This window comes from Pseudorhodoferax sp., from assembly GCF_047601025.1.
In the GTDB taxonomy this organism is placed as follows: Bacteria; Pseudomonadota; Gammaproteobacteria; order Burkholderiales; family Burkholderiaceae_C; genus Pseudorhodoferax.
This window is the reverse complement of record NZ_JASGJZ010000001.1, coordinates 4362933-4383929: the sequence shown is the minus strand read 5'-3', so window position 1 is coordinate 4383929 and position 20997 is coordinate 4362933. Positions and strand designations below refer to the sequence as shown.

The window sequence follows — 20997 nt, the reverse complement described above, 5'->3', positions numbered from 1 at the left end:
CCGTGATTCTCGCCCAGCCCCGCACCCCACCCGCGGGCGCGGCCGGCGCGCCACTTAGAATCCACCCTCCCCGCGCCCCCCACCCCCGCACGCTTCTCGCACCCACTCCCGGGAGAAACGGCCTTGCCGCATTCCAACGACGCCAACGACGAACGCCTGCAACGCAGCGGGTCGGCCCGACCCTCGCTGATGGGTTCGCCCGGCTCGGGCGGCACGCGTCCGGACTCCATCCTGCAGGCCCTGCGGCAGAACGGCGGCGCGGCCCCGGCCGCCACGGCCGGCCGCCGCCCCGCCGCGCGGACCTCGAAATGGCTGCTGGCCGGCGCCGCCGTGCTGCTGCTGCTGGGCGGCCTGGCATGGACCCAGTGGCGGCACCAGCCCGGGCCCGACGCCTTCCCGTCCGCAATGCCCGAACGCCTGGCCGCCGCCTCGCCCGACACCCGCCATCCGGCTGCCGACGCCCCGCCGCCCGCGGCTCCGGCCAGCAGCGCCGACGAGGCCGCGCCCACGGCGGCACGCATCGAGACGCTGCCGGCCGATCCGCCCGCCCCCGCCGCGCTGGCCGCCCCGGCCGCGGAAGCCACGCTGGCCTCGGCCGCCATGCCAGCCGCGCCCGCCGCCACGCCCCCGGTGCCGGCAGAACCCGCGGCGCCCCCCGTCGCGCAGGCCGCAACGGCCGCCGCAACGGCCGCCGCAGCGGCCGCAGCCGCCACCGCCCTGCCCCATCCTCCGGCTGCGGCGGCGCTCCCGGCGGCCCGCGCGCCCGAACCAGCGAAGGCCCAGCGCAAGCCCCAGGCCAAGCCGGCCGACGCGCGCCCCACGCACCTGGCCAAGGCGGACAAGGCCAAGGCCCCCGCCGCCAAGCCCGCGGCCACCGCCCGCAAGGCCGGCACCGCCACGGCCCGCCCCGCCCCGGCCGACCCCGACGTCGCCATCGTCACCGCGCTGATGTCCGGCATCGACAGCGCCGCCGCCCCGGCGGCGAAGTCCCGCAGCATCGCCGAGCAGGTGGCCTCCTGCGGCCACAACGCCCGCAGCGACCGCACCCTGGCCTGCCGCGCCCGCATCTGCGAGGGCTACTGGGGCAAGGCCGACGCCTGTCCGGCCCACGAACGCAAGGCCGCCCAGCGCGCCGCGCGCGAGCTGGCGGGCCACGGCCAGTCATGACCCTGGACATCACCGCGACCCTGCGCAGCGTGCTGCTATCCGAGGCGACGCGGCTGTACCGGCTGCAGGGCGAGGGCGCGCTGTCCGGCCTGCTGGTGGAAGCCTGGACGCTGCACGAGGCGCTGGACGAGCCCTGGACGCTGTCGGTGAGCACGCTGTCGCCCGACGCCACGCTGGAGCCCGCCCAGTTCCTGGGCCAGCGCCTGACGCTGTGGAGCCGGCTGGCCGACGGCAGCGAGCTGCCGCGCAGCGGCCTGGTCACCCAGGCCATCGCCGAGGACGCCGACGGCGGCTTCGCGCGCTACCGCCTGACCATGCAGCCCTGGCTGGCGCTGCTGGCGCACAGCCGGCGCAGCCAGGTCTGGCAGGAGCGCAGCGTGGTGGAGATCGTCGAGAGCCTGTTCGCCGCTTACCCCCAGGCCGCCTGGCAGTGGGCGCCCTGCGTGGCCGCGCACCTGCAGGCCAGCGCCCATGCCGGCGTGCGCAGCTACACCGTGCAGTACCGTGAGAGCGACCTGGCGTTCGTGCAGCGCCTGCTCGCGCGCGAGGGCATCGCCATGCGGCTGCAGCGCCAGGACGACGCCCCGCTGGGCCACACCCTGGTGCTGCTGGCCGACAGCCCCGCCCGCGCCGCCTGCCCCGAGGACGCGGTGAGCGCCCAGGGTGGCACGGACGGCGCAGGCGGCGCCGGCGTGCGCTTTCACGCCAGCGGCGCGCAGCAGATGCAGGACGCGGTGCAGGCCTTCGGCGGGCGGCGCCAGTTGCCCGTGGCCACCACCACCGTGCTGGCCTGGGACCACCAGGCCAAGCGCGCCGTGGCCGCCAGCGTGCCCACCGCCGCCGCCTTCGCCGGCCCCGGCGCCCCGGCGCTGGAGGACTTCGACGACGCCGGCGCCGAGGCCTTTGCCGACACCGCCGACGCCGAACGCGCCGCCCGCCTGATGCAGCAGGCCCACGAGGCCCGCCACAAGACCTGGCTGGGCCGCGCCACCGTGCGCAGCTTCACCGCCGGCCAGTGGTTCCGCCTCACCGGCAGCGAACTGGACGCCCTGCCCGGCCTGTCCGATCAACCTGATTCCGAGCACCGCCGCTTCCTGCTCACCGCCGTCACCCACGCCGGCATCAACAACCTGCCCAAGGACCTGAGCGACGCCATCGCCCAGGCGCTGGGCGCGCCAGCGCTGCAGGCGCCAGGCGCCCTGGACACCGCGCCGCCGCTGGACGCCGCTCCCCCCGCTGGACGCCGAGCTGCGCGCGCAGGCCGCCGCCACCGGCTACGGCAACGCCTTCACGGCCATCCGCGCCAGCGTGCCCTGGCGTCCCCAGCTGCTCGACGGCACCGGCGCGCGCCGCCACCCCGTGCCCAGCGCCCCGGGCCTGCTCACCGCCACCGTCGTCGGCCCCGACGGCCAGGAGCGCGCCAGCGGGCCCGAGGAGATCCACATGGACCGCCTGGGCCGCGTGCGCATCCGCTTCGACTTCCAAACCCTGCCCCAGGGCCCCGGCACCAGCGCGGCCAGCACCTGGGTGCGCGTGCTGCAGCGCTGGGCCGGCGCCGGCATGGGCGCGCAGTTCATCCCCCGCATCGGCCAGGAGGTGCTGGTGGATTTTGTCGACGGCAATGTCGAGCGGCCCCTGGTGGTCGGTGCGCTGTACAACGGCCGTGGTGAGGCAGGGCTTGCTCCCACGCCCGGCGGCCAGGCGGCCCAGGACGATGCCAGTGCACTGGCCGCCTCGGGCGACCACCGCCCCGGCGCCCAGGGCAACCTGATCGGTGCCGGCCCCGGCGGCCACGGCCCGGCCTGGCACGGCGCCGGCCACGCCAGCCTCCAGGCCGCCGGACAGGCCAACGCCGCCGCCCTGTCCGGCACCAAGACTCAGGAGTTCGCTGGGTCAGGCTTCAACCAGCTCGTCTTCGACGACACCGATGCCCAGCTGCGCACCCAGCTGGCGACCTCCCAGCACGCCACCCAGCTCAACCTGGGGCACCTCATCCACCAGGCCGACAACCACCGCGGCAGCTTGCGCGGCCTGGGCTTCGAATTGCGCACCGACGCCTACGGCGCCATCCGCGCCGGCCAGGGCGTGCTGCTGAGCAGCTACGGCACGCACGCCCAGGAGCCGGCCGGGGACAACGTGGCCGGCATGGCGTTGCAGGGGCAACTGGCTACGCTGGCACGGACCTTCAGCCAGGCTGCGGGCATTCACCAGACGGTCAAGCTGGCGCAGGCCATCGGCAGCCGGCAGGCCGAGGCCAGCACCCTGAGCGAACGCGAGCCGCCGGCCCAGGCGCTGCACACCGTGCTCAAGGGGATGGTGGACGAGACAGGCTTCGATGCCGCCCGGGCTGACGCGGCAGCCGATAGCACATCCACAGAGCAAGGCAAGCTGCCGCACTTCACGCAACCCGTCGTGGAGGTGGCCGCCAAGGCCGGCCTGGCCACCGTGGCCGGGCAGGACCTGCAGTGGAGCGCCGGCGAAGGCATCGTCATCGCCAGCGGGCAGGACACGCACCTCGCCAGCGCCGGCGCCAGCCGCATCCACACCGGGCAGGCCATCGGCATCCTGGCCGGGGCGATCCAGCCCGGCGAGCAGGCGACAGGCACCGGCATCACCCTCATCGCTGGACGGGGGGATGTAGAGTTGCAGGCCCAGGCCGACCGGATGCAGGTGGCGGCCAAGCAGGACGTGACCATCCAGTCGCAGTCCACCCACATCGACTGGGCTGCGGCCAAGCGGATCGTGCTGTCCACCGCCGGTGGCGCGTCCGTCACCCTCGAGGGCGGCAACATCACCGTCGAGTGCCCGGGCACGATCACCGTCCATGCCAGCCAGAAGTCGTTTGAGGGCGCAGACAGAATTTCAGCACCTTCGGTGGAATTACCCCGCAGCATGATGCGATTCGACGAGAAGTTCCAATTAATAGACGAAGTTGGTGACCCCATCGCAAACATGCGAATTGAAATCATCCGGCCTGATGGCACCGTTGTTCCGGCAGTCAGCGATGCACAAGGCATACTTCCATTGCAGCAAGGCTTTGACCGTACACGACTTCAAATTCGTGTGGTTGGTCGTATTTCGGAAGGGAGCAAACCGTGAGCGCCGTTCCGCCGGAAATCCGACGCAGCCAAGTGGCACGGCCAGACAAGAGTGGCCGTGCCATGTTCGAGTGGACCTTAACCGGCTCCAACATCACCGACACAGTCCGCCTAATCGGAGGACCATTTAATGTACTGCCTGTGGTATTCGTACCAGGGATTATGGGGTCCAATTTACGAGCCAAAGGTGCCATCAAACCGACTCCGATCTGGCGACTAGACACCACAGGCGGGGAGCCTGCCGGATTACTAAATGATTTTCTCACCAAAGGTCCGGGTTTGCGACAAACACTATTGCATCCCGATCGTTGCGAAGTGGATGACCAAGGTGCTATCCCATCTACGCCGGTTGGTACCGTTCATGTCGTGGAAACCTTTCGCGATCGAGGATGGGGCACTGTCGGCGAAGGCTCCTATCACAAATTTCTACTATGGCTTGAAGAAGCGTTGAATCCAGGAGAACGCAACCCCGCACTATGGCCCGACTATCACCAAACGCAAGCCAGTATCGGTCCATCGCCAGCCTCTAACAGCCAGCCAAAACTCTCTCTTGGATTGCGCATGGGCATGAAAGGCGAACCTTTTGGATCAGAGAAACAGCCATTTTCTCCTGTTTTTTCCAATGACCTAATCGCACGCGGAAAATTCCTATTCCCGGTCTATGCTGTCGGCTACAACTGGTTAGCAAGCAATTCCGCTGCAGCCGCGGAGCTAGCCACTCGGATTACAGGGATCATTGACAAGAACAACATCGGCGCCTTTCGCTGCAAACAGGTGATTCTTGTTACCCATTCCATGGGAGGCTTAGTTGCCAGAGCATGTGCTCAAATATCAGACATGTCAGATAAAATTGCTGGCATCGTCCACGGCGCAATGCCGGCCACTGGTGCCGCCGTAGCTTATCGACGCTGCAAATTGGGAATGCGTGACGAAAGCTATTTGGCCAGTCTTGTGATTGGCGGCAATGGCCAGGAAGTTACCGCAGTTTTTTCTCAAGCTCCAGAGGCGCTCCAATTGCTCCCTTCTCAATTATACAAGCCAGAATGGCTGCGAATCTCCCAAACTGCATCAAAGCCAGCACTGCAACTACCTAGCAGCGGGCCAAATGACAGTTGCGATCCATATTCAGAAATCTACTCAAATCGTGATCACTGGTGGGGCTTAGTCAATGAATCTTGGTTGGCCCCATCCGGGGGCACCAAGATCAAATGGTCCGACTACATTGACAATCTCAATACCGCGAGAGATTTTCATTCAAAACTTGGAAGAAAATATCACCATCAAACATACGCATACTATGGTGCGGACCCAAAACAGCCCAGCTTCGAGACCATGACATGGCGTATTCGGCAGGGCCTTCGCCCTGAAGGTAGCGACAAGTCGCTTCCTGCCGCCAAGTTACAAGAATTATCTCCTCAGGAAGTGCGAATGGATGGAATCAATCCTGAGTATGTCGGTGGAAAAACAGTAATTCAACCCACCTATAGTCCAATGGGAAGTAGTGTATCCATCTACGAAACAAGTCAGTGGGAACTTCACGGCGAGATGCAGGATGGGGCTGGCGATGGAACAGTTCCGATTAGTTCAGGCTCTGCGCCACTCAGACATGGGCCAAGCGAAGTGAAGCAGCAGTTCAAGCTTATCGGCTTTTCACATGAAAAGTCCTACAACGACGCCATGGCACGCCGCGCGACACTTTACTCCATTAATAAGATCGCAGGGGCCGCAAAGAATCTGGCGTAACATCCATGCGTCGCACTCCGTATCGAACGTGGGCCATGGCATGTGGCGCCATTGCATTGATTGTTGCGGCTTTCCTCTATGCCTTGAACCCAAAAGATTCGGCCATAAAATCTGCTATGCCTTTGCCAGAACTTCGCACCACTTGCATTGGGCGATTTCTCATTGATTTACCCGTGGATATGGAATTCAGCGGCGACGTAGATTTCTATTATGGACTAACCAAAGACTTCCAAACGACGAAGTTCGAGCCTCTTGCTTTTCTTTCAGATCAACACAAATTTCGCAGATTGGTTGAAAAGCGCCTAGGAGATTTAAGAGCTCAGCGAGAACCAGACACACCAACCCATACTCACTTGGCAGAATCCAAGGTGATTGATGATTTCAGTGTGCTCATAGTTTCTTATAGAGAGCCCTTCCCTGCCTTAAAAATGGAGATCATCATGCAACGAGGCAACTCCATCGGGCGAATATCTCGCAAAATCTACAACAACGCATCTCAAACCGACAACCCGAAAGAGATAGAGTCCGAACTCATCTCAATGGCCCATCGTATCACTGCAGCGGACGACCCTCTGCACGCAGGTAAAGGAACATGTTTTGGCAACATGCTCATTAATGACAACCATGACGGAGAAGTATTTACAGTCTTCGCCGGCAGTAAACGCTACCCCGATATAGGAATTGAGCTATTCATTGACTCCATGCTCGCGAAGAACGACGGCGGCATGCTACGCAGAATAGACAATGAGATCGGGGCCTTGAAAATGATCGCCGACACAGGCACCATAGTACGACGTGGCAAGACGATAGTAGCAGGAAAAGCCGCAGAAGAAATCGTTAAAACATTTAAGGAAAAAAACAAGGTCGTGCGGCATTTTGATGTCGAGACCTTGTTGCCTACTCCCGCAAGACTTAATGACCCACATATTCACCTTGGCATGCGAATGGGAGGCCAAGTTGCTAGTGGTGAGTATGTAGATGCTAGCCTTTCGGAAAGCGACAGCTTAAGGCTGTGGGACGATATGCTCAAGTCAGTTCGCGTTCGGCCTGGTTCTTTCTAACCCCAACGGCCACCGACCTGGACGCTGCACGAGGCGCTGGACGAACCCTGGACGCTGTCGGTGAGCACGCTGTCGCCCGACGCCACGCTGGAGCCCGCCCAGTTCCTGGGCCAGCGCCTGACGCTGTGGAGCCGGCTGGCCGACGGCAGCGAGCTGCCGCGCAGCGGCCTGGTCACCCAGGCCATCGCCGAGGACGCCGACGGCGGCTTCGCGCGCTACCGCCTGACCATGCAGCCCTGGCTGGCGCTGCTGGCGCACAGCCGGCGCAGCCAGGTCTGGCAGGGGCGCAGCGTGGTGGAGATCGTCGAGAGCCTGTTCGCCGCCTACCCCCAGGCCGCCTGGCAGTGGGCGCCGTGCGTGGCCGCGCACCTGCAGACCAGCGCCCATGCCGGCGTGCGCAGCTACACCGTGCAGTACCGCGAGAGCGACCTGGCGTTCGTGCAGCGCCTGCTCGCGCGCGAGGGCATCGCCATGCGCCTGCAGCGCCAGGACGACGCCCCGCTGGGCCACGCGCTGGTGCTGCTGGCCGACAGCCCCGGCCGCGCCGCCTGTCCCGAGGATGTGGTGAGCGCCGGTGTCCTGGGCGCCCTGGATACCCTGAGTAGCGCTGGTGGTGCCGGCGTACGCTTTCACGCCAGCGGCGCGCAGCAGATGCAGGACGCCGTGCAGGCCTTCGGCGGGCGGCGTCGGCTGCCGGTGGCCGCCACCACGGTGCTGGCCTGGGACTACAAGGCCAAGCGTGCCGTGGCCACCAGCGTGCCCACCGCCGCCGCCTTCGCCGGCCCCCCGGCGCTGGAGGACTTCGACGATGCCGGTGCCTACGCCTTTGCCGACACCGCCGATGCCGAGCGCGCCGCCCAGCTGATGCAGCAGCAGGCCCACGAGGCCCGCCACAAGGCCTGGATCGGCCGCTCCACCGTGCGCAGCTTCACCGCTGGCCACTGGTTCCACCTCACCGGCAGCGAACTGGACGCCCTGCCCGGCTTGTCCGATCAACCTGATTCCGAGCACCGCCGCTTCCTGCTCACCGCCGTCACCCACGCCGGCATCAACAACCTGCCCAAGGATTTCAGCGACGCCATCGCACGGGCGCTGGGCGCGCCGCCGCTGGATGTGCCAGGCGCCCTGGACACCTCGCCGCCGCTGGACGCCGAGTTGCGCGCGCAGGCCGCCGCCACCGGCTACGGCAACGCCTTCACGGCCATCCGCGCCAGCGTGCCCTGGCGCCCCCAGCTGCTCGACGGCACCGGCGCGCGCCGCCACCCCGTGCCCAGCGCCCCGGGCCTGCTCACCGCTACCGTCGTCGGCCCCGACGGCCAGGAGCGCGCCAGCGGGCCCGAGGAGATCCACATGGACCGCCTGGGCCGCGTGCGCATCCGCTTCGACTTCCAATGCCTGCCCCAGGGCCCCGAGACCAGCACGGCCAGCACCTGGGTGCGCGTGCTGCAGCGCTGGGCCGGCGCCGGCATGGGCGCGCAGTTCATCCCCCGCATCGGCCAGGGGGTGCTGGTGGATTTTGTCGACGGCAATGTCGAGCGGCCCCTGGTGGTCGGTGCGCTGTACAACGGCCGTGGCGAGGCCGGGTTGTCCCCGACCCCCGGCGGGATGGCCGCCCAGGACGACACCGGCGCGCTGGCCACCTCGGGCGACCACCGCCCCGGCGCCCAGGGCAACCTCATCGGTGCCGGCCCCGGCGGCCACGGCCCGGCCTGGCACGGCGCCGGCCACGCCAGCCTCCAGGCCGCCGGCCAGGCCAACGCCGCCGCCCTGTCCGGCACCAAGACCCAGGAGTTCGGCGGCCCCGGCTTCAACCAGCTCGTCTTCGACGACACCGATGCCCAGCTGCGCACCCAGCTGGCCACCTCCCAGCACGCCACCCAGCTCAACCTGGGGCACCTCATCCACCAGGCCGACAACCACCGGGGGAGTTTGAGAGGCGCGGGCTTCGAGCTGAGGACGGATGCCTATGGGGCCATCCGCGCCGGCCAGGGCGTGCTCCTAAGCAGCTACGGCACGCAGGTCCAGGAGCCGGCCGGGGACAACGTGGCCGACATGGCGCTGCAGGGGCAGCTGGCTACGCTGGCGCGGACCTTCAGCCAGGCTGCGGGCATTCACCAGACGGTCAAGCTGGCCGAGGCCATCGGCAGCGTGCGGACCGATCAGAGCGCGCTTGATGACACCCAGCCACCGGCCAGGGCGCTGCACACCGTGCTCAAGGGCCTGGTGTCAGTGGCACTCCAAGAATCCCCAGTTGTGGCATCTGAAATTTCCCCACCCATCGACAACGCAAAGGAGCGAGAGATGGACAAGGAAGTACAGAGGCGAGAGCAAGACGTGGCGGCGCCGGCCGCTACCGTGCCCGTTCGAGAACGGAGCATGGAGGTGGCCGTGGTTGGCCAGGAGCCATGGCAGGCGATCCGGGAGCGCGGTGCTGTAGGGCAGGCCGTCTCGTTGATCGCCCGGGAGATGGGGCTGGACCGCAAGACGGTGAGGAGCTGCCTGCGGCGCGAGAAGTGGAAGCCATACAGCCGCGAAGTGGCACGGCCCACGTTGCTCGATGCGCACATGGACTGGTTGCGCGCGAGGGCGCCGCAGGTCGGCTTCTCCGCGCGGGTGCTGTACCAGGAACTGCGCAGCCGCGGATTCAGCGGCTGCGACGAGGTGGTGAAGGTGGCCGTGCGGCCGCTGCGCGCGAACGCCTCGGTGGCCGCGGTCACGCAGATGCGCTTTGAGAGCGCACCGGGCGAGCAGGCGCAGGTCGACTGGGGCCAGGTCAAGGTGTGGTTCGGCGGCCAGCCCGCCCGCGTGCACGTGTTCGTCATGACGCTGGGCTACAGCCGGCGCGGCTATGCCGAGGGCTACCTGAACGAGCGCATGGACAGCCTGCTGTCGGCGCACGAGCGGGCCTTCGCGCACTTCGGCGGCGTGTGCCAGACGCTGCTGTACGACCGCATGCGCACGGGGACCATCGGCACGAGCGAGGATGACACTGGGGTGCGACGCGCCAAGCTGAACGCCATCTTCCAGGCCTTTGCCGGCCACTGGGGCTTCGTGATCCGGCTGTGCCACCCCTACCGCGCCCAGACCAAGGGCAAGGTCGAGTCCGTGGTGAAGTACATCAAGCGCAACTTCGTGCCCGGTCGCCAGTTCCGGGACCTGCAGGACTTCAACGCCCAGCTGGCTGCCTGGCAGGCCGAGATCGCCGACGTGCGCGTGCACGGCACGACGCACCAGCGGCCCATCGACCGCTTCGCCGAAGAAGCCGGGGCGCGCTGATGCCCGCCGCCGGCCAGCGCAACTTCCTGGAGGCGGTGGTGCGCGAGCGCGTGGTCGCCGAGGACTGGCTGGTGGCCATCGATGCCAACCGCTACTCCGTGCCGTTCCGGCTCATCGGCAAGACCGTGCAGGTCGCCCGCGAGGGTGGCCACTGGGTCATCCGCCACAAGGGCAAGGTGGTGGCCGAGCACGCGGTGCTCGGCGGGCGCGCGCAGCTCAGCGTGCTGCCCGAGCATGGACCCGGGGCCATCCCGCGCAACCAGCGCCAGCGCTTCGCGGTGGTCGCGGACCGGCCGGCACCAGTGCACAGCGAACGCGACGTCCAGGTCCGGGACCTCAGTGTCTACGACCAGTTGCTCAACGCCGCGCGGCAGGCTGCGTGATGACGAGCACCACCCGCACCCCGAAGCTCGCCCAGGCGGTCATGCCGCCCTCGGCCGTGACGACACCGGTGCAGCTCGAGCGCCTGGGCGAGCACCTGCGCAAGCTGCGCCTGCTCAAGAGCGGCGAGCGGCTGGAGGCGCTGCTGCAGCACGCCGCCGCCCAGGAGCTGCCCTACGCCGAGTTCCTGGAGCAGGTGCTCGGTGAGGAAGTGGCAGCCAAGACCAGCAAGAACATCGCCATGCGCACGGCCATGGCGCGGCTGCCCTTCGTCAAGCCGCTGGAGACCTTCGAGCTCGACTACCAGCCCTCCATCGACAGGAAGCAGGTGCAGGCGCTGGCCAGTTGCCACTTCATCGAGCATGGCGACAACGTCATCGTGCTGGGGCCACCGGGCGTGGGCAAGACGCACCTGGCCGTCTTGCTGGGCCTCAAAGCCATCGGCAACGGCTACCGCGTGCTGTTCACCACGGCGACCAACCTGATCGCCGTGCTCACCAGGGCGCACGCGGAGGGGCGGCTGGACGAGAAGCTGAAGGTCTACCGCCACCCCGAGGCTGCTGATCATCGATGAGATCGGCTACCTGCCGATCGACCGGCTGGGAGCCAACCTGTTCTTCCAGCTGATCAGCCGGCGCTACGAGCGCGGGCCCATGATCCTGACGAGCAACCAGAGCTTCTCGGCCTGGGGCGATGTCTTCGGCGACCGGATCATCGCCACCGCCATCCTGGATCGGCTGCTGCACCACGCCGTGACGCTGAACATCCGAGGCAACTCGTACCGACTGAAGGACAAGCTGAAAGCCAGCCTCATCCGGGCCAACGACAACGAGGGTTCACAACCGGGTGGGGAAATTTAGATCGCCACGGGTGCGGAAAATTGAAATGCCCTTGACACATGGTGCATCAGGCGCGTGGTCTCGGGCGCCAGGATGCGTTGCCCCTGGTAGGCGCCGCCCTGCAGGTGCACAACCGCGCGATGCCCTGGGCTGGACACGCTGTCTTGCACGGGTGTTCAAGCCTGCGCCAGAGGAGCCTCATGGCTTACCAGCCGCCAGCCTCGCATCGAAATCCCGCTGGAGCGCTGGATCCTGCACGATCAGGCGTGCCTCTGCTTCGAAAGCCGGCTGGATCGCATAGAGTTTGCCATCGATTCGGCAATAGCTGGTATACGAGAAACGAAAACAGAGCAGGTCCGGTTTCGCCTGGTTACGGAATACAGTGGGCCGGTTTCCATCGCGCAGGAACACAATATCCCGCCCGACGATGCCGATACGGGCAACGTGATCGGCGGAATCCCGGCAGCTGATCGACCCCTCAATGCATCGCAGTGGCAGCCACGCTATCTTGCCCAGATCGATGTCGGGGACGAGATATGTGTCGATATAGGTATTGTGCCGGTCGCGGGCGAAGTAGAAATCCTGCCACTCGGTATCGCTACCATACGGAAAGAGCACTTCGAAAGTTTGTGGATCCGCCTCCGGTAGTTTTTCGTCATTCAGGTAAACAGCCGTTCGATCCGCAGCATAACGGTTCAGTTGTTGTCGTTGCCAGACAACCAGATCCGTGCGATGGGAACCCATCAGCCGAAAATTATCGCCATCCTCGCTCACCAGCCAGAATTTGCGTATTTCCATCGTACGGTGAATCTGCAGGCGCGAAGGCAGGTAACAGACGGGGTCGGCCATGTTGCCGAGGGCACCGCTTCCCCTGCCGGAACAGGGACTGTGGCGCTCCTTCTCGAAGAAGGTCCAATAAGCTTTGCCTCCCACCACCAGGTAGTGCTCGCCTACCCAGCGACCGGCTGGGCCGGCTCTCTTGCAACTGGCCACTCGGTCAGCCGGACGGTCATGGGAAGCGACTATGCCCTGGTTGTACCAATGCTCCCTGCATTCGTATCTCTCGATGGCGAAACAAGGAGGAGCGAGGAGGAGCCAGGCACAGATTGCAACCACGGGCCTCAGCCAGGCTATGAGCCGCTCTAGTTTGAACATCGGTCGAATCCTGGGTATGGGAAGGATCATTACGGTCTGGTTAAATGCCCCTCGCACAGGCCAAGAGCAAGCATCGGCGCGGGTTTCGCCGGGGCGATATGCCATCAACAGATATTATTGAGCGCGGAAAGCAGGTTGGCGTTTCCACGCAACTGGCCGGCAAGGATGGGATCAAGTGGACAAGCGTCAGATCCCAGAAGGTCGGCGATGAGTACCTTATGCATACGGACGTAATCCTTGAAAAAAACATGACGGAAAAAGTCCATGCGCTTGATGAGACGCGAGCCTTCCGTTCGTTGCAGGATGCCATCAACGGCGCTGAGCGATTGCTTGGCTCTTACAAATTAATCTTGAAGATCACGACATTGAAGGGGCAACGAATTTTTCAATCCTCATGCAGTGATGATTCCGCGCGACTCGTGAATCCCGCGGGAGTCGCCCCTCGCGAGCGCCAGCCACGGCCGCACGCTCAGAAAGTACAGGAAGTGCCGCCTGCACAACTGGCGTGACAATCATGCTGCGCCAGATGATTATCTGATTGTAACTTCTCGACGCTGAACGCTTGCAGACACTTGCTCGGCCATCGAGATGAACGCATCCCGGGTCATTGCCCTTGCGCATGGCCTGCTTACTGTTTTGGATGATGTAGAGCATCAAGTCAGGGGTATCCTCTTTGGCTTTTGGGTCTCCTCGCACGACCACCAAATATCCATAGTCAATAGTGTTTTCATCGCGTGTGAGCTTCACAAATGAAACCAGTCCCGAATAGCCAGCAATTTTCACTTGGCGCGTACTGGGAGACCAGAGGGGTCTCACTTCTTTAGCCCGTGTAAGTAATCGACTCCAGAAGCCTACGGTCACTAGCTCCGGTTCATTGTTGATAGTGCGGACTCCTGGTTCATAGGCCGCTGCTGTTGCATCTTTAAGTAGGATTTGCACATCGGGTTGATCGATCAATCTATAGAGTGAACGAATATCTCGTGTCGCTCCTCCCTTATCGGAAAAGAGCATATGGAGTGCAAACCCCCGAATCGGAAGGTATTTCGTATAGTGATCGTGCTCTCGCACCAGTGATTAGTTGCTCTGGAGTGTTTGGCGTAATTTGATCTTTCGCGATTTCTGCGCTCACTGTCCATAGCAGAGCGCTGTCTCCAATTCGAACGAAGAATCGGTACGCGCCGTTAAATTGCCATGCGACACTATCTTGAGCTCCGATATTAATTTCTGAGAAAACTCTTTTTCCTGGGTCACCGCTTCGCGCGGTCTGCTTGTTTGAAATTTTGCGCGCTCTTCCTTGCCATTCTTTTACATCGGAAAGCAAGCCTGCGAATTCGGAGATTTTTAGCGGATGGCTGATATAACCGTGGCTGCCGAGAGTACTAATTCTTCCGTATGAGCCGTCAGCACCATCAAGAAATTCAAGCCATTGCTGATTTGATTCTTGTTGAATTTCCTCCTGAAGTCTTTTGAATCGATATGCGGAAACTTCAGATTGTCCAAGAAGTGAGAATTTCAGCCTGCCTACGAATTCAGGCACGGATGGGTGAGAATCCTCCGGCGCCAATGGTGTGCCATTGGCCATTTGTGTGCTCAGCAGAAGAAATGCCGTGAAGATTTTTATTGTTATTCCGGCGGGAATGGCGCTCATGTCCTCTCCTCTTTTGGGTGGTTCTCCTGTTGCTGAATGGAGGCCAGCGTTGCCATTGATTTTTTGTCTCGGGAGAACCTATCGTCCCATTGCGAACGATGAGCGAGGCCGGGGGAGAATATGAAAATTTTCATTCTTGAGCCATTCGACGCAGTATAGGAAGGATTAAAGCCCATTTCACCGAAATCGTGCCCTATCCCGGCATCCCATGCCACTCCCAATCCCACCTTCAATCCCCGGCCCGAATCCCGCCTTGGCTCAGGACTTCGATCGAAGTCCGCCATGCTGATCGCGAAACCACCGCCCGACGCGATGGCGCCTCGCACCATCGTCCTTCATCCACGCGTGCAGCCAAACGCCCCTTGCCCGGCCCTTCCCTGGACGGCATCCGGTTACAGTACCCAACCCACGCCCATCACCGGTGACCCCCGGCCCTTCGGAAACAGCGCTATGCGAGGCCACCGTCCTGACGCTCGTCCCACTGCCAGATGGTGGTACCGTAGTCGCCACCGAGCGAAGGCATCGTTTCGCCGGCTTCAAGGCGCCGCCTGCTGTTTGCCTTGGCCGGCGTCACCCACCAACCCGCGCGCGGGCACGGTTCGCCAGCCATGACCCGCAGCCGAGCAATGCCAGCGGAATCTTCTTCGCTCAGCGCGCTGTTGTCTCGTGCCCAGGCGACCAGATCGCGGGGGTAGACCATGTGGTCAATGGCGCTGTCGTCGAGGTCGTAAAGCAGCGCTACGGCACCCGCCTCGAAGGCCCAATAGCCGAAGTAGTCGCCTTCGGTGCCTTCGATTCGCGTATGGCTGTTGTGCCAAGGCGCGTACTCGAAGCACTTGTACCAGGACTCGCAATACGCCTTCAGTTCGACATTCGCCTCGGGTTGGTCGAGGTACATGGAGTTGACCAATCGCGTGTAAGGCTCGGCGTGGTACCACTGGTCAACGTCGGCGCGCCCGGCCACGTCGAAAGACATCAGGTCTTCATACACCGTGTCTTCCCCGCCATAGGCGGGGTCGAACAGCGCGCGCAAGCGTGGCAGCAGGTCGCGGCGATGCAGCAGGTAGCACAAGCTGACCAGTTGCAGGGCGCGCTCATAGTCTTTCAGGTCGTCGAAGCCGAGGGGGGCCACCTGCGGAATCTGCTCGTAAACCTCCAAAGCCTTCTGGTAGCGCTCGTAGGCTTCAACTACTGAAGTCAGCTCGGCACGCAATGTGGAAATAGGAGCACCTGCGGTGTAGCGCAAGGAGTACAGCTCGTATGCAAAACTGGCGTGCGTCATGCCTGCCAGCATCTTTTTCTCTTCGGGTGTATCCCCGTCGTCACCTAGCCCATCACGCCAGTAGTCCCGCTCTGACAGAAGATAGTCAATGCGGGCCAAGCTATGAACGGCACTTGCAAAGGGTTGACGCCGGTTGAACTCGAATTCCATTGGATAAACTCTTGGCATTACGACTCCTGGGAAAGGCTCGGGAGCGGACCATATTTACCCCTCAGGCTTGCCTTACGCTTATTCACTGCGATCTTGATTTCAGATTCGGTGTAGTGAATCGCGTCATGGTCAGCGTGTGTTGCAGCAGCTTCGCCCTTCAAACGTGCTTCTGCGTGACGTTCAGCGCAAGGGTGATACAGCGGACTGAAAAACAGGTGGCGCGTGTAGCCGCGGCGCCGAATGTCAGCCGCTAATGAGCCAACTGCACTTTCCAAGTTTTCCCGAATCCATTCCCTGCTCATCTGCACCAATATCGACTTGCTTGGTCTCGCACCCGCGGACTGTGAAGTTCCTGATGCAGAGTTGCCGGTGCCCGTCGTCGCCTTGGGCTTGCCCGCCCCAGGCTTGCCACCCCCGGGTTTGCCGCCGCCGGGCTTGCCCTTGCCCCCCGCGGATGCGCTGCCGGCGTCGTCCAGCGGTTCGAGCAACTGGCTCGGATCGACCGCGCCGGATACCCCCAGCTTGCTGGCTACGCTGGGCTTGCGCGTGTTGTTCTTCCTGCGCATGAACTTGGGCCCGTCTTCGTCCGCACTGGCCTTGGCTTCCACGATGGCATAGGGTTTGCCGCCATTGTGGCCTTCGGCCCGCCACACCGCATCGATGCCGGTGCCGTTGGCGCCATCGGTGAGCTTGTACAGCGCATGCGCCACCTTGGGGCTGCCGCCCTTGCTCAGCTTGCCCACGGTGTCCTTGTCCGGCTTGCTGGACCACCGGCCCTGGTTGCCCGCGTCGTGCTCCTTCCAGCCCTTGCCCCAACCAAACTTCTTAGCGCAGATGTAGTCGGCAATGTGCTCGCCGCTGACCCCCAGCACAGCGTTGCCGATGTCGATCAGCGTGCCGGTCGCCTGCACACCGCTGTGCTTGCTGCCCGCGCCGGGCTTCACTTCGGTGGTCGGCGAAGGTCCGGTGGTCTTGGGTTTCTGGCGTGCCGGCGCATTGCCCTTGGGCTTGAGCGCTGCGGCGTTGTGGCCGTTGCGCGGGCGCGTGCCAGGGATCGCACTGGCCGGCACGGCGCGCTGGCCTACAGCCATCACCACTGCGGCTGCGCGTTCGCCCAGCAGGTCTTCCAGCAACTCGCGGATCTCCCGGCTACCGCGCTCCAGCGGCGCGGCCAGCTTGCCGCGCATGCTGGTCAAGCCCGGCAGCAGCGCTCTGGCCAAGGCCTGGATCGAATCAGGCACCAGCCAATCCTTCCAGCCCTTGAGGTTGGCAATCGTGCGGTTCAGGCTTATCACCGCCTCCAGCGCTTCATTGGCCTTGGCGATGGCCTCCTGCGTGCGACCCGCCCACTTGCCCAGAACCTCCTTGCGCACCCAGGTGACCGCACCTCCTTTGCCCAGCCCGAGCATGGACTCGATGGCCTTCATCCCGCCTTGAACCATGCCCTTGGCCGCACGACGGTTGTTCCACATCGGCTTGAACGCGGTCTTGAAGGCGCTGCCGACCGCCGGCACGGCGCCGAAGGCAGCGAACGCGACCGTCACGACATCATCGGTGGTGGCTTTATCAAAACCGCCCTTGTTGTTGACGCGATAGATCGAGCCGGCGATGTCGCGTACATCGAGCACTTGGTCGAGCACGGGGATCATCGAGATCAACCCTCCGACGATCATGGCGGAGGTGTTCTGCTGGCCTTCTTCAAAGTCGCCGAGAAGCAAGGTTCGGAAGAAACCTTCGATGTCTTTGCGGTTCATGCGGGGGCCTCTTCTTCGGCCGCCTCAGGCCAGCGCCCCTCCTGCTCGTGCAAGGGGCGCTCCTTCTTGAGCAGTTGCTCGATCAAGGCCACGCCTTGCTGCTGGCTCTCGGCGGTCTTGAGTTCAGCGATATCCGACTCAAGCGGTGGCGACTGCCAAGGTCTGGCGTCCTCGCCGTACTCCACCGTGTAAGGCCCCTTGGGCACGCCCACCAGCAGGGCATGGCCGGCAGCGTCAAGGGTGCCTTGGCGGACCGAGCCGTCGTCGAACGCCACCTTGTAGGGCGCGCCGACCACGGGCGTGAGGTCGTCGTAGTGGTAGTGAAGTTCGATTTCCTGCGGAGTTTCGGTGGCCGATCCCACCGGCAACGCCTCTAACTCAGCCGCCCTGCTCCCGCCGTCCAGGAACGCATGGGTCGCGCCCTTGACCGCAAACGTGCCCGGGCAGGTGAAGGTGATGTTGCCCCCCTCCAGCACCATCGCGCTCTGCCCGCCGATGACCTCGATCGTGCTGCGCGCGCTGATGCGGATCTCGTCGTTGACGCTGATGACGGTCACCTCCTGGTCGGCCCAGATCTGCAGCGCGTCGGTGTGCGCGCGCAGGCTCACCGGCCCGTTGGCCGCGTAGGCCTTCACCCCGCCCTGGTGGGTGTACAGGCTGCTGGTGCGGCCCGAGACCTGCGCGTAGGTGTGGCCGGCGGCCTGGTGCAGGTCGCCCTGGGCGACGAGGCTGGTGTCCTGTCCGGCGAAGGCCGTGATGCCTGCCTCGCTGGCCAGCGCTGCCGTGCTGGGCGTCTCCAGCAGCACCTGCGGCCGCGCGAAGGCGGCCACCGCCCCGGCCTCGCCTTCTTGCAGCGCACGGCCGTCGGCGCCGGCCTGCTGGGCCGGCTGGCCGTTGACTATTCCGGCGTGCTTGCCCTCGGCCTTCGGGTCGATGGCGTGGATGAACTTCTCGGTGGCCTGGTTGGCGTCGTGGCTGGTCAAGGGCTGCGCCCCGCCTTGTGTGGCGACCTCGCGTTCGGCCCGTACAGCGGGTGGTCCACCAGCGTGAACTCGGCGCCGGCCCTCAGGTGCCGGGCGCTGCCCTGGCCTTCGAAGCGCTTGGCCTGCAGCTTCAGCGCCGCCAGCGCCAGCGCCGCGGCGCGCTCGGCATGTTCGGCGTCGGCGTAGCGGTAGGCGCCGGCGCCGTCGTACACCTCCAGCGCCGGTGTCTCGCCCAGCGCCAGCGCGCTGGCCGCCTGGCCCGCCGTGCCCGCCAGCGCCTTGTAGTTCCAGCTGCCCAGCGTCACCGCGCTGGCCACCACGCTGCGCTGCGCCATGAACGCCGTTACCGCGTCGCGCTCACCCGTAACTCGTACTGCGCTTGCGGGTAGTCAAGATATTGAGATTAATCGTTTCAATCAAATTTCGGAGCTGGCGGATCCTGATAGCTCTCGTCGATCCTGATGCCCTTGACACGCAATTCAGCCTCCTTCTGCGCACGGACAGCAGCCACTTTGGCAAGTTCTTGCGCCAACACTTCTTTCCAACGAATTCTATTATCAGGCCCAGCAAAGCTTCGAAAATATTCTTGTGCAGTTTCTATTCTGTAGGTCAAAAAATAAGCCCCAGGCTTGGCCGGGTCTGTTAAAGTTGGCGCACGCGTAAACGTGACATCCATGAATATCCCATCCGCATAAAATCCCCACGACGTACGATTCTCTATTCGAATCCATTCATCATAGGTTGGAATATGTGTCGCATCAAGCCCAATCGACGACGAAACATTCAAAACATAGTCAATTCTGGCTTGACCGCTGAGTCTCGGACGGCTACGCGGGGTTGTGGGGCGCCATCCCGCATCAAGGATACGCCCCAAGATTTTGTAGATCACCAACCGAGCCTGATCATGGGATATCAATTCAGATGAACCAATAGCAGCTCGAATCGAAAAACTATCCAACCCATCCCCCTCAAATTCACCTAAATCCTGAGAGGAAAGTAGAGCAAGAACACGCTCAACAACAAATGAATGTTTTGCATGATTGATTCGGACTTCACCGAAGTTCCTCGAATTCCAGATGATTTCGTAAAAATCCAATCCCGCAGGCTGATGCTGAACGCGCACCATGCCTGGATAACGTTTTGCAAAACTCGGCCCCATCTCTCCGAGATTGATCGATACTGGCACTGACATTACGGGGCTCCCATTTTCCATTACCAGCTGATCGGTGGCATTTTTTTCTTCGCCGCAGGCAGAGACTACAAGCAAAGCAGCAGCGATGACCAATCCGGCAATATTAGCCACATCATATGAAATTATTAATCGCTTAGCGCAGCCCAGGCAGCCATCTTTTGGATCTCACCTTCCATATATAACTTTCGCCTTTGCATTAATTTATGAAACTTATCGGCAGCCTGCTCAATCCAGAGCATCCGACTTGACAGATCTTCAAGTTTAGTTTCGCTCGGCGCTACTGATTTCAGTTCCGCATCGTCGGAAATGCACGCACTACTGAACACCAACTCAAGATTTGGACTAGCCCAATTGACCCAAGAACTTCTCTGAATTTCAAGCCAACCAACAAAATCCTTATCTCTATAGATTAGCGGCTGAAGAATTACACCTTTCTCGTGCTCAGCAATCGCCATCAAGTGCTTAAATTGTATATTCCACCTTTCGACAGGATCAATTTCTGCCTCAAAATCCTTGATTTTCTCGAATCCATTTTTAATTGATGCCGACATAGCCATCTGATTAATTTTCGGAAGTGCCTCCCCACTCCAAGGCAACTTCGCCAACTGCGCCTTAACTTTTGGCACATAATTTCCAGCATTACGGCTATCAAAGCAAGCATCAAAGCTATTTGAGAACTTGCAATAATACCAATGCCACCCACTGATATCACAGAAGAGCCAGAGATTCCCTTTGCTCAGGCCATCTTTAACTTTTGACGTGAACATCGCTTGCATTCGAACACGCCGCAATTCCAGCGTGCATGCCACCGTCTTGCTCGCAAAAGCGCCCAAAGCCATCCAGTAGAACCGGCCTTTCTTTTGGCGATCGCACCCTTCTTCCTGCTCCAAGTAGAAACGAGCATAGGTTGCGGCAATACGACGTGCGCGGACAGCAGGATCCGCCACAAGCGTGGCCTTAAAGTCACCCGTTTCTTGGCTAAGCCGTAAATAGCTGAGCTGCTGCACCAGTGACCACATCGTATTGCAGTCACACTTAACATCCACACACGAGTTCGGCGTGGAGTTGGTCATAGCCTCGACAGCAATTCCGTCAGCCAATTGGGCGCTCCGATCTATTCATTAATAATACATAAGACCAGAAAATTCTCTAGCCCTTTACTTTACATCAATATCAAACCATCGAAGCTCGAAGCTTATCTTCTCTATTTCGGCAGTCGATATGAACCGCCCCGGTTTTTGAGGAGGCTCCCTCGTTTGAGAAGATGG

The 20997-nt window shown here is 62.7% G+C and carries 16 protein-coding genes and 2 pseudogenes; 10 read left to right on the top strand and 8 right to left on the bottom strand.

The window, feature by feature from the left end:
* The first annotated feature begins 123 nt into the window (after positions 1–123).
* The 9 genes and pseudogenes from QM782_RS20375 to QM782_RS20335 all read left to right on the top strand — a co-directional run bounded on the left by QM782_RS20375 (position 124) and on the right by QM782_RS20335 (position 11586).
* Positions 124–1167: a hypothetical protein gene (locus QM782_RS20375; protein ID WP_415204698.1), complete on the top strand. Its 1044-nt coding sequence runs from the start codon at positions 124–126 to the stop codon at positions 1165–1167.
* Positions 1164–2237, top strand: a pseudogene (locus QM782_RS20370) (type VI secretion system Vgr family protein); the annotation flags it as partial. The gene QM782_RS20375 and the pseudogene QM782_RS20370, both read left to right, overlap by 4 nt.
* 373 nt (positions 2238–2610) lie before the next feature.
* Positions 2611–4266 (top strand): DUF2345 domain-containing protein, encoded by a 1656-nt coding sequence (locus QM782_RS20365; protein WP_415204697.1) that lies wholly within the window; start codon positions 2611–2613, stop codon positions 4264–4266.
* The gene (locus tag QM782_RS20360; RefSeq protein WP_415204696.1) at positions 4263–6008 is read left to right on the top strand and encodes an esterase/lipase family protein; all 1746 of its coding nucleotides are present in this window, start codon (positions 4263–4265) and stop codon (positions 6006–6008) included. Before QM782_RS20365 ends, QM782_RS20360 begins: the two co-directional genes overlap by 4 nt.
* 5 nt (positions 6009–6013) lie before the next feature.
* Entirely contained in the window at positions 6014–7069 is a 1056-nt protein-coding gene (locus tag QM782_RS20355) for a T6SS immunity protein Tli4 family protein (RefSeq protein ID WP_415204695.1), read from the top strand.
* Positions 7070–7093: 24 nt separating this feature from the next.
* The gene (gene istA / locus QM782_RS20350) at positions 7094–10345 is read left to right on the top strand and encodes an IS21 family transposase (RefSeq protein WP_415205699.1); all 3252 of its coding nucleotides are present in this window, start codon (positions 7094–7096) and stop codon (positions 10343–10345) included.
* Positions 10345–10728, top strand: coding sequence for a Mu transposase domain-containing protein (locus QM782_RS20345; protein WP_415204694.1), 384 nt, complete (start codon positions 10345–10347; stop codon positions 10726–10728). The genes istA and QM782_RS20345 overlap by 1 nt, the downstream gene beginning before the upstream one ends.
* A complete protein-coding gene (locus QM782_RS20340; RefSeq protein ID WP_415204693.1) occupies positions 10728–11300 on the top strand; it encodes an ATP-binding protein in 573 nt (190 codons plus the stop codon). The genes QM782_RS20345 and QM782_RS20340 overlap by 1 nt, the downstream gene beginning before the upstream one ends.
* Positions 11284–11586 (top strand): ATP-binding protein, encoded by a 303-nt coding sequence (locus QM782_RS20335; protein WP_415205698.1) that lies wholly within the window; start codon positions 11284–11286, stop codon positions 11584–11586. The genes QM782_RS20340 and QM782_RS20335 overlap by 17 nt, the downstream gene beginning before the upstream one ends.
* Before the next feature lie 177 nt (positions 11587–11763).
* Here the strand turns inward: QM782_RS20335 and QM782_RS20330 are convergent, their stop codons facing one another.
* Positions 11764–12414 (bottom strand): DKNYY domain-containing protein, encoded by a 651-nt coding sequence (locus tag QM782_RS20330; protein ID WP_415204692.1) that lies wholly within the window; start codon positions 12412–12414, stop codon positions 11764–11766.
* 350 nt (positions 12415–12764) lie between these two features.
* On the opposite strand from QM782_RS20330, the gene QM782_RS20325 reads away from it, so the two are divergent.
* Positions 12765–13229 (top strand): hypothetical protein, encoded by a 465-nt coding sequence (locus tag QM782_RS20325; RefSeq protein WP_415204691.1) that lies wholly within the window; start codon positions 12765–12767, stop codon positions 13227–13229.
* 485 nt (positions 13230–13714) lie between these two features.
* Here QM782_RS20325 and QM782_RS20320 read toward each other — a convergent pair whose 3' ends face one another.
* From QM782_RS20320 to QM782_RS20290, 7 genes and pseudogenes are all read right to left on the bottom strand, one after another.
* On the bottom strand, positions 13715–14368 hold the full coding sequence (locus QM782_RS20320) for a hypothetical protein (RefSeq protein ID WP_415204690.1): 654 nt from the start codon (positions 14366–14368) through the stop codon (positions 13715–13717).
* 448 nt (positions 14369–14816) lie between these two features.
* Entirely contained in the window at positions 14817–15800 is a 984-nt protein-coding gene (locus QM782_RS20315) for a PoNe immunity protein domain-containing protein (protein WP_415204689.1), read from the bottom strand.
* 17 nt (positions 15801–15817) lie between these two features.
* The gene (locus QM782_RS20310; RefSeq protein WP_415204688.1) at positions 15818–17554 is read right to left on the bottom strand and encodes a hypothetical protein; all 1737 of its coding nucleotides are present in this window, start codon (positions 17552–17554) and stop codon (positions 15818–15820) included.
* Entirely contained in the window at positions 17551–18537 is a 987-nt protein-coding gene (locus QM782_RS20305; RefSeq protein WP_415204687.1) for a DUF2345 domain-containing protein, read from the bottom strand. The genes QM782_RS20310 and QM782_RS20305 overlap by 4 nt, the downstream gene beginning before the upstream one ends.
* A pseudogene (locus QM782_RS20300) lies at positions 18534–18890 on the bottom strand (contractile injection system protein, VgrG/Pvc8 family); the annotation flags it as partial. The gene QM782_RS20305 and the pseudogene QM782_RS20300, both read right to left, overlap by 4 nt.
* Before the next feature lie 59 nt (positions 18891–18949).
* Positions 18950–19840 (bottom strand): hypothetical protein, encoded by an 891-nt coding sequence (locus tag QM782_RS20295; protein WP_415204686.1) that lies wholly within the window; start codon positions 19838–19840, stop codon positions 18950–18952.
* Between the two features lie 14 nt (positions 19841–19854).
* Positions 19855–20829, bottom strand: a complete 975-nt coding sequence (locus QM782_RS20290) for a DUF2515 family protein (protein ID WP_415204685.1) — start codon at positions 20827–20829, stop codon at positions 19855–19857.
* Between the last annotated feature and the right edge of the window lie 168 nt (positions 20830–20997).